At 60.9% G+C, this 13,046-nt stretch carries 7 protein-coding genes; all 7 read right to left on the bottom strand.

Annotation, left to right across the window (positions count from 1 at the left end; translation table 11 throughout):
* Nucleotides 1–109: 109 nt before the first annotated feature.
* The gene (locus tag DXC67_RS05325; protein ID WP_117637625.1) at nt 110–1,186 is read right to left on the bottom strand and encodes a DUF4179 domain-containing protein; all 1,077 of its coding nucleotides are present in this window, start codon (nt 1,184–1,186) and stop codon (nt 110–112) included.
* Nucleotides 1,137–1,655, bottom strand: a complete 519-nt coding sequence (locus tag DXC67_RS05320) for an RNA polymerase sigma factor (RefSeq protein ID WP_117637624.1) — start codon at nt 1,653–1,655, stop codon at nt 1,137–1,139. The genes DXC67_RS05325 and DXC67_RS05320 overlap by 50 nt, the downstream gene beginning before the upstream one ends.
* A 310-nt stretch (nt 1,656–1,965) precedes the next feature.
* Nucleotides 1,966–6,444 carry a DNA-directed RNA polymerase subunit beta' gene (locus DXC67_RS05310; RefSeq protein ID WP_199410624.1) on the bottom strand — a complete coding sequence of 1,493 codons (4,479 nt, stop codon included), beginning with the start codon at nt 6,442–6,444 and terminating at the stop codon, nt 1,966–1,968.
* Nucleotides 6,445–6,450: 6 nt separating this feature from the next.
* The gene (locus tag DXC67_RS05305) at nt 6,451–9,879 is read right to left on the bottom strand and encodes a DNA-directed RNA polymerase subunit beta (protein ID WP_229071722.1); all 3,429 of its coding nucleotides are present in this window, start codon (nt 9,877–9,879) and stop codon (nt 6,451–6,453) included.
* Between the two features lie 571 nt (nt 9,880–10,450).
* A complete protein-coding gene (locus DXC67_RS05300; protein WP_117637621.1) occupies nt 10,451–11,359 on the bottom strand; it encodes a UTP--glucose-1-phosphate uridylyltransferase in 909 nt (302 codons plus the stop codon).
* A gap of 314 nt (nt 11,360–11,673) precedes the next feature.
* The gene (rplL, locus tag DXC67_RS05295; protein WP_006235005.1) at nt 11,674–12,051 is read right to left on the bottom strand and encodes a 50S ribosomal protein L7/L12; all 378 of its coding nucleotides are present in this window, start codon (nt 12,049–12,051) and stop codon (nt 11,674–11,676) included.
* A 102-nt stretch (nt 12,052–12,153) separates the two neighbouring features.
* Entirely contained in the window at nt 12,154–12,675 is a 522-nt protein-coding gene (gene rplJ / locus DXC67_RS05290) for a 50S ribosomal protein L10 (RefSeq protein WP_055250258.1), read from the bottom strand.
* Nucleotides 12,676–13,046: the final 371 nt, after the last annotated feature.

Here is a 13,046-nt window from a genome sequence, read left to right as displayed (position 1 = left end):
AACGTTACCTGCCAAAACGGGACAGGTTTATTTTGGTTGGTTTTATCTGGGGAAACGTCGCTTTAGCGCAAAATGGGCCGCTTCCCCTGGTGGGAAGCGGCCTCAGACCTTACGAATAGATGATGGTAAAGGGTTCTTGCGTTTGAGTCTCCCCTGTCGATGTGCACCTCGTGCCCTCAAGGGTTACCGAGACTACTTGATCGACATCGATCAGCTTTGTCGGCACCCAGATGTTCTCGCCGTTATTGCGCGCCAGTGAAACATAGAAGTTGTACGCGCCCGCGGCATCGTCTTTGATAACCTGCTCCGATCCATCCTTGTAGATGACGGTCAGTTTATGATCGACTGCTTCATCGCCCAGATCATCGATGTGCGTCTGGATGGAAAACGGGCTGATTTCAAGAGGTGAGTCGTCAGAGCTCAGCTTCTTTGTATCGACGTACGCTCCGATGCTAAACTCGGGCGTCGACACCTCGATCACCTTCGCATCCTCACCTTTGCCCTCCGTCCAACTGATATTCCAGGTGACCGCATGTCGTAAATCTCGATCGCGATTCCAAGATGCAAAGTACATCGTGCCGTTAATGACCGTGTCGCTTGATGTGTCTTTATCAATGGTGCAGCGTGTATCAGCCCATTCCTCGCCGAAGTTCATGCTGGGTGTACTGACGCCCCCTTCTTCTTCACCATAGAGAACAAGTTCGCCAAGCTCTGCCGCCGGCTTGTAGTAGTTAACGCCATTCGGATTGGACAATGTAAACGTCACAGCACCGCAACCGTTTTTATCGATAGCCATATCATGAATGTCGAGTGTATAGCCGTTGCCCTCGACGGACAGATTGACCTTCTGGACTGCACCCTCCAGGCTTTGGGGCGCGATACCATCACCAAACTCTCTGGTGTAGGTATATTTCGTCCCCGACGAGCCGCCATTTGTCCAGGTAACGGACTCTCCGTTGCCATGGTTTCCCCAGGCAGAGGCAAAATAACTGGAATTGACAACAGCGTAGGCGACCCCTCCGGTCGCCAGCACTCCGGCAAGACATCCGATTACGGCAACATACAGAGGCTTCGCGTGACCCTTTCGGCGAAGCGGATCGCCAGCAGCGGCATAAAGAACACGGTCAGCAAGATCGCTATCGGCTTGGACGGACTCGAAGGCCTGCTTGATCTGGTTGGATTTCACGGTCGCCCTCCTCTAGGATGAACTTGAGTTTCGATCTGCCGCGAGCTAAACGCGTTCGAACTGTCGCGGCTGGTACGTGCAGCAACTCGGCAATCTCTGAAGTCGAGAAGCCCAGATAGTAATAGAGCATGATGGGAACACGGAATCGTTCCGGAAGTCGCATAACGTCTGACAGGACTGCCTTGGTCTCCTCCTGCGCCGTCGAAAGCGAATCGGCCAGGTTCTCAATATCCTCCACACGCCTCCATGGCTTTCGAAAGAGCGATTTGCATTCATTGATCGTGACCCGAATAAGCCATCGACGAAGATGCTCCCAGCTTTCAAAATGCGTATCGCTTTTGAGTAATTTCAGAAAGACGTCTTGAGCGACATCGTCGGCGTCGGCGCGATCACGCAGATACGTCAATGCGATCCGAAACACGACATCCCGGTGGTCTTCTACCGCCTGTCTAAAAGCTTGTTCTTCCATAATCACCTCCCGGTGACATTAATGGTTCTCGATGAGGCCCTCACCATAGATACGCTCTTGTCGGGCGAAATGTTTCAAATTCAAGCATGAAAAACCGACCAAAATAAACCTGTCCCTTTTTGGCAAGGGATCAACGGAACGCAACAGGTTGAGCATACGCAAGCGAGCGGCCCCCAGAGCGTACAAGGTGGCATGAAAAAGGCAGGGCATTGACCTTTTGGTCATGCCCTGCCTTTTGAATGACAGATTGTAGCTCTGGGGGCCGCGCAGCGACGGAGGTCGCCGCCGTTCGTTAGAACGGCGGAACTAATTACTCCTCGTCGTTGTCCTTGGCCTCTTCGGCGTCGTCGGTGTCCACGAGCTGGTTGAGCAGCTCGTCGAGGGAAGCCATGTCCTCGTTGATCGCGCCGTTGGCGGGAGCCTTCTTGTCGTCGATCGGGGCGCCCAGGAGCTCCTCGTCGGCATCGGCGTGATGCGTCGGCGTGGCGGAGGTGCCCAGCAGGATATCGTCCGGACCGTCGGGGCTAAAGACCATCTGCAGCAGCTGCGAGAGGTCTTCCTCGTCGGCAACGTCGTCGTTGTTCTCGAGGATGTAGAGCAGGTCGTGGGCCTCCAGGCCGTCACGGAGCTCCTCGATCGCCTTGGCGCCGATGCCATCGATGCGCAGCAGATCCTCCTCGGACTTGCCAACCAGGTCGCCGACCGTCTCGATGCCAACCTCGCTGAACTTGTTGGTCCAGCGCTGCGACACGCCCAGGTCGTCGAACAGGTACAGACGAGCCTTCTCGGCGGAGATGGTGTGACCGTTGCGGGTGAACGAACCGTCAGCACCACCGAACTCGTCGTAGCCGGCCCAGTCGAGCTGCTGCGGGAGCTGCTCGTCCAGGTCCTTGAGCTCCACAGGAGCCCACTCGGGCAGCGACTTGGCGTTGGGCGAAGCCGGACCGTCGATGTCCACGTAGCCGTCGGCCGTGCGATACGTCAGCTTGGCGTTGGCGTACGGCTTGAGACCAGTACCAGCCGGGATCTTCTTACCGACGATGACGTTGGACTTAAGGTCGAGCAGGTGGTCGACCTTGCCCTCGATGGCAGCCTCGGTAAGGACGCCGGCGGTGCGGATGAACGAAGCGCTCGACAGCCAAGAGTCGATGTTGGACGCGACCTTGAGCGTACCCAGGATGACGGGCTCGGCCACGGGAGCCTGACCGCCCAGACGGGCAACGCGCTCGACCTCGTCGGCGAACTCATAGCGGTCGACGTACTGACCAAGCAGGTACTTGGAGTCACCGGGGTTGGTGATCTGAACGCGACGCAGCATCTGACGTGCGAGCACCTCGATGTGCTTGTCGTTCAGGTCGACGCCCTGGCTGGTGTAGACGTCCTTGACGCTCTCGACGAAGGTGTGCATCGTCGACTCGATGTCGGTCAGCTTGCGCAGGTTGCGGAAGTTGACGAAGCCCTTGGTGATCTGGTCGCCGGCGCGAACCTCGCAGCCGTCCTCGATCTCGGGCATGAAGCGCACCGAAGCGGGGACGCGACGCTCGTCGAGAACACGGGTGTGATCCTCGGAGTCGGTGAGCGTCAGCACGTACTCGGACTTCTCGGGCTTAATCGAGAGGTGACCGGAGTACGGAGCCAGCTCGGCCTCGCGACCCAGAATCTTCTCGTTGACGTTGCCGACGATATCGAACATACGGCTGACCGTAGGCAGACCCTGCGTAATATCGTCGACGCCAGCGACGCCGCCGGAGTGAATGGTACGCATCGTAAGCTGCGTACCGGGCTCGCCGATGGACTGGGCGGCAATAATGCCGACCGCGGTACCGATGGCGACCGGACGACGGGTGGAAAGATCCCAGCCGTAGCACTTCTGGCACACGCCGTACTTGGAGCGGCAGGTGAGCAGCGCGCGGAGCTTGACCTTCTTAAGGCCTGCATCGACCATCTTCTGGATGTCGGCGACCTTCTCGATGTAGCCATCCTGCTCAAAGAGCACGGTGCCATCGGGGGCCACGACGTCCTCAATGAAGCAACGGCCGACGAGATCGGTGTTGAGGTCGGTGGTGCCGGGGATGATGAGGTTGTAGGTAACGCCCTCGTGCGTACCGCAGTCCTCCTCGCGGACGATGACGTCCTGGGCCACGTCGACCAGACGACGGGTCAGGTAACCGGAGTCCGAGGTGTGGGATGCGGTATCGACCAGGCCCTTACGGGCGCCGTAGGTCGAAATGAAGTACTCGAGCGGCAGCAGGCCCTCGCGGAAGTTCGCCTTAATGGGAAGGTCGATCGTCTCGCCGGACATGTCTGCCATCAGGCCACGCATGCCGCCGAGCTGACGCAGCTGGGTCTTAGAACCACGGGCGCCGGAGTCGGCCATCATGTAGAGCGGGTTCTCCTCGTCGAACAAGTCGAGCATGAGCGCTGCGACCTTGTCGGTACAAGCGGTCCACTCGTTAACGACTTCGATGTGGCGCTCCGTCTCGTTGATGAAGCCCTCCTCGAAGTACTCGTTGATCTGGTCGACGTTGGCCTGGGCGCGGTCGAGCAGCTCCTGCTTCTCGGCAGGGATGAGAGCGTCCCACACCGAGATGGTGAGGCCGGCGCGGGTAGCGTAGTGGAAGCCGGAGTACTTGATGGCGTCGAGGATCGGGCCGACCTTGGCCTCGGGATAGCGATCGCAGCAGTCCGCAACCAGCTTGGCCACGTCGCCCTTGACCATCTTGTAGTTCATGAACTCGTAGTCTTCGGGCAGGCACTGGCGGTTGAAGATGATGCGGCCGATAGAGGTCTCGAAGCGCGCGGTCTTGTTGCCGGTGACGTCGTAGTCGACAAACTCGTTCTTGCCGTTCTTGACGCGGAAGATACGGGTGCCGTCCTCGTTGATGACATTGGCGTCGGCAGCGGACACGCGGACCTGAATCTTGGCCTGCATGTCGACCTCGGAGCGGCAGTCATAGGCGTGCAGCGCGTCGTCGAAGCTGGCGAACACGTGGTTCTCGCCCGGCAGACCGTCGCGGACCTGGGTCAGGTAGTACACACCGATGATCATGTCCTGCGAGGGGATGTTGACCGGCTTGCCGGATGCCGGCGAGCGCAGGTTGTTCGCAGAGAGCATGAGCACGCGGGCCTCGGCCTGAGCCTGGCTGGACAGCGGCACGTGGACAGACATCTGGTCGCCGTCGAAGTCGGCGTTGAAGGGCGAGCAGACCAGCGGGTGCAGGTGGATAGCCTTGCCCTCGACCAGAACCGGCTCAAAGGCCTGGATGGACAGACGGTGCAGGGTCGGTGCGCGGTTGAGCAGCACGACGCGGCCGTCGATGACCTCTTCGAGGATATCCCACACAAAGGTGGCACCGCGGTCGATAGCGCGCTTGGCGCCCTTGATGTTCTCGACCTTGCCAAGCTCGACCAGGCGCTTCATGACGAAGGGCTTGAAGAGCTCCAGCGCCATGGTCTTGGGCAGACCGCACTGGTGCAGCAGCAGCTTGGGGTCGGTAACGATAACCGAACGGCCGGAGTAGTCGACACGCTTACCCAGCAGGTTCTGACGGAAACGACCCTGCTTGCCCTTGAGAGCCTCGGCGAGCGACTTGAGCGGGCGGCCGCCACGGCCAGAGACCGGGCGACCACGACGGCCGTTGTCGAACAGGGCGTCCACGGACTCCTGGAGCATGCGCTTCTCGTTGTTCACGATGATCGCAGGGGCGTCCAGGTCGAGCAGGCGCTTGAGTCGGTTGTTACGGTTGATCACGCGACGGTACAGGTCGTTGAGGTCGGACGCGGCGAAGCGGCCGCCGTCGAGCTGGACCATCGGGCGCAGATCGGGCGGAATGACCGGGATGACGTCCAGGATCATGTTCGCGGGGCTGTTGCCGCCCTTCAGGAAGGCGTCAACGACCTCGAGGCGCTTAACGGCCTTCTCGCGCTTCTGCTTCTGGGAATCCTCGTCGGCGATGATGGCCTTGAGCTTCTCGGCCTCGGAGGGGAGGTCGATGGCAGCGAGCAGGTCGCGGACGGCCTCGGCACCCATGCCACCCTTGAAGTACATGGAGTAGTAGCGGGTCATCTCGCGGAACAGCGGCTCATCGGAGATGAGGTCGCGCTCGGTGAGTTTCATGAAGGCGTTGAAGGCGTCCGTGCGGAGCTGCTTCTCGTCCTTGCACTCTTCCTCGATGTCGACGATGCCGGAGGCGATCTCCTCGGGGGTCAGCGGCTCCTCGTCGGAGAACTCGTCAAAGTTCTCGGGGTTGCCCTGCTCCTTGAGGGACTCGATCTGGCGGGCGCACTCGGCATCGATCTCTTCCAGATCGGCGGCGAGCTCCTCGCGCAGGTCGTCAGCGTCGGCCTCGCGGGCCTCGTAGTCGACCTCGGTGATGATGTAGCTGGCAAAGTACAGAACCTTCTCGAGGTCCTTGGACTTGATGTCGAGCATACGGCTCATCGGGAAGCTCGTGGGGCTCTTGAAGTACCAGATGTGGGACACGGGAGCGGCGAGCTCGATGTGGCCCATGCGGTCGCGACGCACCTTGGCCGAGGTGACCTCGACGCCGCAGCGCTCGCAGACGATGCCCTTAAAGCGGATGCCCTTGTACTTGCCGCAGGAGCACTCCCAGTCCTTGGCGGGACCGAAGATCTTCTCGCAGAACAGGCCGTCCTTCTCGGGCTTGAGGGTACGGTAATTGATGGTCTCCGGCTTCTTGACCTCGCCGTGCGACCAGGAACGGATCTGGTCGGCGGAGGCAAGGGAGATCTTTACCGAGTCAAAATCAGTAGCTTCGAAATCTGCCACAGTCAACTACTCCTTATCAGTGGTCGTGGCGGCGACAGCCTCGGGCGCCTCGGCGGTCTCGGCATCCTCGGCCTCGACGTCGGCGTCAACGCCGGCGAGCGCAGCCAGGTCGTCGAGAGCAGAGGTCTCCTCGGCGGTCACAGGGGCGGAGGCGTCCTCGTCGGCATCGTGCATGGGCTCGATGTCCAGTGCGAGGGAGCGGATCTCCTTGACGAGAACCTTGAAGGACTCGGGGATTCCCGGGACCGGAACATTCTCGCCCTTGACGATGGACTCGTAGGTCTTGACGCGGCCCACGGTATCGTCGGACTTGACGGTCAGGATCTCCTGCAGGACGTTGGAAGCACCGTATGCGTACAGTGCCCAAACTTCCATCTCGCCGAAGCGCTGGCCGCCGAACTGGGCCTTGCCGCCCAGAGGCTGCTGGGTAACCAGGCTGTAAGGGCCGGTCGAACGGGCGTGGATCTTGTCGTCGACCATGTGGCCGAGCTTGAGGATGTAGGACGTACCCACGGTAATGGGCTCGCGGAACTCCTCGCCGGTGCGGCCGTCGAACAGGCGGGTCTTGCCGCGCTCGTCAAGCTGGGTGACAAACTCGGGGCGCATGTGATCGCCAAAGGCAGCGGTGGCCTTGTTGAGCATGTTCTTGTTGGCGCGACGAATGACCTCGGCGATCTCGTCCTCCTTGGCGCCGTCGAAGACAGGCGTCGCGGTGAAGAACGGACCGGGGACGTACTTGTCGGAATCGGCCTGCTCGGTATCCCAACCGCAGGCAGCAGCCCAGCCAAGGTGGCACTCGAGCAGCTGGCCGACGTTCATACGCGAAGGAACGCCCAGCGGGTTGAGGATAACGTCGATCGGGGTACCGTCAGCCATGTAGGGCATGTCCTCGACCGGCAGAACGTTACAGATAACACCCTTGTTGCCGTGGCGGCCGGCAATCTTATCGCCCTGCTGGATCTTACGACGCTGGGCGACGTAGACGCGCACCTGCTCGTTAACGCCGGGGGCCAGGTCGTCGCCGTTCTCGCGGCTAAAGCGGACGACGTCGATGACGCGGCCGTAAGCGCCGTGAGGCATCTTAAGGGAGGTGTCACGAACGTCGTGAGCCTTGGCACCGAAGATGGCGCGCAGCAGGCGCTCCTCGGCGGTCAGAGCGCTCTCGCCCTTAGGCGTGACCTTGCCGACCAGGATGTCGCCAGGGCCGACCTCGGCGCCGATGCGGATGATGCCGTCCTCGTCGAGGTTGGCAAGCATGTCCTCGGAGAGGTTCGGGATCTCGCGGGTGATCTCCTCGGGGCCGAGCTTGGTGTCGCGGGCGTCGATCTCGTGACGGGTGATGTTGATGGTCGTCAGCAGGTCCTCGGCCACCAGGCGCTCGGACACGACGATACCGTCCTCGTAGTTAAAGCCTTCCCACGGCATGTAGGCCACGGTGAGGTTCTGGCCCAGTGCGAGCTCGCCGTGATCGGTCGAAGGACCGTCGGCCAGAGGCTCGCCCTGCTCAACGGTGTCACCGACGCGCACGAGCGGACGGTGGTTGATGCAGGTGGACTGGTTGGAGCGCTGGTACTTGGCCAGGTGATACTCATCCATGCCGCCGGCATGCTTGACGATGATCTTGGCGGCGTCGGCAAAGATGACCTCGCCGGCGTTCTTGGCCAGGGTGACCTCGCCGGAGTCCAGAGCGGCGCGGCGCTCCATGCCGGTACCGACATAGGGAGCGGCGGGGTGAACCAGCGGCACGGCCTGACGCTGCATGTTAGCGCCCATCAGCGTACGCTTGGCGTCGTCGTGCTCGAGGAACGGGATCAGCGTGGCTGCGACGGAGAGCATCTGACGCGGCGAGACGTCCATGTAATCGACGTCCTCGACAGGCACGTCGGCGGGAGCGCCGAAGGAGCCGTCGAAGTCGCGGGTACGGGCGATCACAGTGTGCGGGCGGACAAGCTTGCCCTCGGCATCGGTCGTGATGAATTCGTTGGTCTTAGGATCGAGCGGCGTGTTGGCCGGCGCGATGACGTGCTTCTCTTCCTCGTCAGCGGTCATCCAGTCGATCTGGTCGGTGGCAACGCCGTTCTCGACGCGACGGAACGGGGCCTCGATGAAGCCATACTCGTTGACGCGGGCGTAGAGGGCGAGCGAGCCGATCAGGCCGATGTTGGGGCCTTCGGGGGTCTCGATCGGGCACATGCGGCTGTAGTGCGAGTTATGAACGTCGCGGACGGCCGTCGGCACGTTGGTGCGGCGGCTGGAGCCCGACTTGTGGCCGGCAAGACCACCAGGGCCGAGTGCGGACAGACGGCGCTTGTGGGTCAGACCGGTCAGGGGGTTCGCCTGGTCCATGAACTGCGAGAGCTGCGAGGAACCGAAGAACTCCTTGATGGAGGCCACGATCGGGCGAATGTTGATGAGCGACTGCGGGGTGATCTCGTCGATGTCCTGGGAGCTCATGCGCTCACGGACGACGCGCTCCATACGGCTCATGCCGATACGGAACTGGTTGGCGACGAGCTCGCCGACGGTACGGATGCGGCGGTTGCCAAAGTGGTCGATGTCGTCGACCTTGAAGCCCTGCTCGCCGGCAGCGAGGGACAGCAGGTAGCGCAGCGTCGCGACGATATCCTCGTCGGTGAGCACCGTGACCTCTTCCTCGGTGGTGAGGTTGAGCTTTTTGTTGACCTTGTAGCGACCGACGCGGGCCAGGTCGTAGCGCTGCGGGTTAAAGAGCAGACCCTCGAGCAGGCTGCGGGAAGCGTCCACGGTGGGAGGCTCGCCCGGGCGCAGGCGACGGTAGATCTCGATGAGGGCGTCCTCGCGAGTGAGGGCGGTGTCGCGCTCCAGGGTGCGCTTGATCACATCGGAGTTGCCGAGCAGCTCGATGATGTCGTCGTTGGTGACGGCGATGCCAAGGGCGCGCAGGAACATCGTGGCGCTCTGCTTGCGCTTACGGTCGATGGAGACCATGAGCTGGTCGCGCTTGTCGACCTCAAACTCAAGCCAGGCACCGCGGGACGGGATAATCTGGGCCTTGTAGATCTGCTTGCCCGAATCCATCTCGGAGCTGTAGTACACGCCCGGGGAGCGGACGAGCTGCGAGACGACGATACGCTCGGTACCGTTGATGATAAAGGTGCCCTGATCGGTCATCATGGGGAAGTCGCCCATGAAGACGAGCTGCTCCTTGATCTCGCCGGTCTCCTTGTTGGTGAGACGGACGTCGGTCAGAAGCGGAGCCTGATAGGTCATATCCTTCTCGCGGCACTCCTCGACGGTGTGCGCGGGGTCGCCGAACTGATGCTCGCCGAAGGTAACCTCGAGAACATGGTTCTGGCTCTGGATGGGGCTGGATTCCTTGAACGCCTCACGAAGGCCCTCGTCCTTAAAACGCTCAAAGGATTCCCTTTGAACAGAGATAAGGTTGGGGAGCTCCATGGCCTCCGGGATTTTCCCGAAGCTGACGCGCTTGCGCTCAGTGGCAGTGTATGCGTAGGTCACCAGGTTTTTCCTCCTTCACGGAAATGCTCGGTGGGTTGGCGAGGCATGGCTTCGCCAGTTATCGCAAACTAATAGTTTATCAGGTACCGACCGTTGGGCAAGAAAAGCCTTGACGCGATTGAGTTTTTGGAGTAGCAAAGTTTTTCGACAGAAAATACGCAGGTAGATAGGTGTGCATCGAACACCTGTTCATATATTTTCTGTGAACGAGCCTGCTGGTGCTGGCCGCTGAACGGCGGAATGGCAGCGAGGGTTGGCCGGACGGAAATTACATCCCGTTTTGAGGCCCCAAACTGGGACGCAGTTTCCGGTTGAGCCCTGTTTGGGAAAGCACATCCCATTCTGAGCCTAAATTCCGGGTCGCAGTTTCCGCTAGGGGCCTCAGCTGGAAAGCGCGTCCCAGAATTCGGCCAAATTGTGGGTCGCACTTTCCGGGGCTAAGCTGTAGCTCGCATAAAAAACGGGTGCAGACCGAAGTCCGCACCCGTAAATGTCGATGCCCGAAGGCTTATTTGCGCATCAAACCGCCGCGCTCGTCGATGGCGTCCCAGAAGGCGCTGGCAAAGCGAGGGTCGCTTGCGGCCATGAGGGCGTTGGTGGCCATCCAGCCAGACGGGGTACCGGTGTCGTAGCCCGAAAGTGGATCGATGACGACAGCGTACATGGCCTCGCGGTCGAGCGAGCGGGCCATGGCGTCGGTAAGCTGGATCTCGCCGCCCTTGCCGGCCTGCTGATCGGCGAGCAGGTCCATGACCAGCGGGCTCAGCAGGTAACGACCGACGATGTACAGGTTGGACGGAGCCGCCTCGGGAGCGGGCTTCTCGACCAGACCGCCGATGCGCCAGACAGCGCCCGGCTCGGCATCGGCAACGCCCTCGGCGCCCTCGAGCGAACCGACGCGCTCGCCGGCGATAACGCCGTAGCGGCTGACTTCCTCGGGCGAGCAAGCAGCGACAGCGATAACCGAAGCGCCACCGTGCTCCTTGGAAACGGCGAGCATCTTGTCGCAGATGTCGCGGTTAGGCACAACGTAGTCGCCCAGAAGAACCAGGAAGTTCTCCCCTGCCACGGCGTCGGCAGCAGAGCGGATAGCATGGCCGAGGCCCTTGGGCTCGTACTGATAACGGAAGTCGACCGGCATACCGCCAGCGTGGGCGACGGCATCGGCATAGGCGTTCTTGCCGCGCTCGCGCAGCAGGTTCTCGAGCGAGCGATCGGGCTGGAAGTAGTTCAGTAGCTCGGGCTTACCGGGAGAAGTAACGATGATGGCATCATCGACCTCCTCGGGGTCGAGGGCCTCCTCGACGACATACTGGATGACCGGCTTGTCGAGCACCGGCAGCATCTCTTTGGGCGTGCACTTGGTACCAGGCAGAAAACGCGTGCCAAGACCGGCGGCGGGGATGATTGCCTTCATGTTATTCAAAGATCCTTTCGCAGGCGCAAAAGCGCCCCATGCGTGCGGCACACAGCCGCAGACCAAATTGCGATACCCAAGCATCTTACCGCTGGAACTATATGTCGCTACAAGGCAGAGACAATTCTTCAGCAGGTCAACGCAAATTATTGCTCGAATGGTGCAATTTTATTGCCCAACGGCAGGGCACCCGATACGACGCAAATCACAGAACATGGCAGATTGAGCAACCGATGCCGAGGGACCGAAAAACAAAAAAGACGGGGCTCGCAATGCGAACCCCGTCTGCAAAGGAATCTGGCGAGAAAGCCTGATTACTTGAGGGTGACAGCAGCGCCAGCAGCCTCGAGCTTCTCCTTGGCAGCCTCGGCGTCCTCCTTCTTGGCACCCTCGAGAACAGCCTTGGGAGCGCCCTCGACGACCTCCTTGGCCTCCTTCAGGCCAAGGTTGGTGAGCTCACGGACGGCCTTGATGACCTGGATCTTGTTGTCGCCGAAGCCCTCGAGCACGACGTCAAACTCGGTCTTCTCCTCGGCCTCAGCAGCGCCAGCAGCGGGAGCGGCGACAACAGCGGCAGGAGCAGCGGCGGAAACGCCGAAGGTGTCCTCGATAGCCTTGACGAGCTCGGAAGCCTCGAGAAGGGTCATTTCCTTAAGAGCATCGATGATCTCATCGGTGGTAAGCTTAGCCATTTCTAAGTCCTTTCGGTTTCCGTGCGGATGCACGGAGATCAGTTAAAACACGGCGCGAATGCGCCAGGGGTGCGGCGTTGCCGCCGCGGGTGAAAACAGCGACTAGGCTGCCTTCTGCTCGGAGACCTGCTGGATCGAACGAGCGAGACCAGAGGAAACGCCGTTGACGCAGACAGCGATGTCGCGAGCGAAACCGGAGATGAGACCGGCGATCTGGCCGAGAAGCTGATCCTTGGTGGGCAGCTCGGCGATAGCCTTAACATCATCAGCGGAAACGGCCTTGCCGTCGGAGATACCGCCCTTGATCTCAAGGACGCCCTTGGACTTAGCGGAGAAGTCCTTAAGGGCCTTAGCGGCCTCGACCGGCTCGGTCTCGTAGAACACATAAGCGACGGGGCCGGCGAGGATCTCGTCGATCTCGGGCTGCTCCTGGTTCTTGAGAGCGATCTTGACCAGGTTGTTCTTGTAGACCTTCATCTCGGCGCCGCACTCGCGAAGCTGATGACGCAGCTCCTGAGCCTGCTTAACCGTCAGACCGTTGTAGTTGACGACGAACAGACCGGCGTTCTCGGCGATACGAGACTCGATCTCTGCAACCTTGTCGATTTTGTACTGCTGGGGCATGAATTACACCTCCTCGAATTCTTTCCGGGCACGGTCCGCCACAAGGACGTGACGGGGGCATGTCCAAAAAGAAAGCCCCCGCGCTGCATGAGCGACGGGGGCGAGAAGACATATCTACTCGACCACCTCGGCTGGCGGGATATCCCATTAAGCTCGCGGGCGATGCCCGTTTGCACCGGCTGTCTCTGGCAGCGGATTCGTGCGTGAACCGAAAGTATTATGGCGGGGACCCCGGCGTCGGTCAACGGGAAACCGGGCTGCACACAATTCCACCATCCGGCCGCACCGCCGAAGGCCAGGCGCAAGGTTTTCGCTCGGTCAGGTCCTGGGCTCGCACGAAGAGCACATTAAGTGCTCTTCGGCTCGTGCGG

Source organism: Collinsella sp. TF07-1, assembly GCF_003437235.1.
Lineage (GTDB): Bacteria > Actinomycetota > Coriobacteriia > Coriobacteriales > Coriobacteriaceae > Collinsella.
This window is presented reverse-complemented; position numbering and strand designations above follow the sequence as displayed.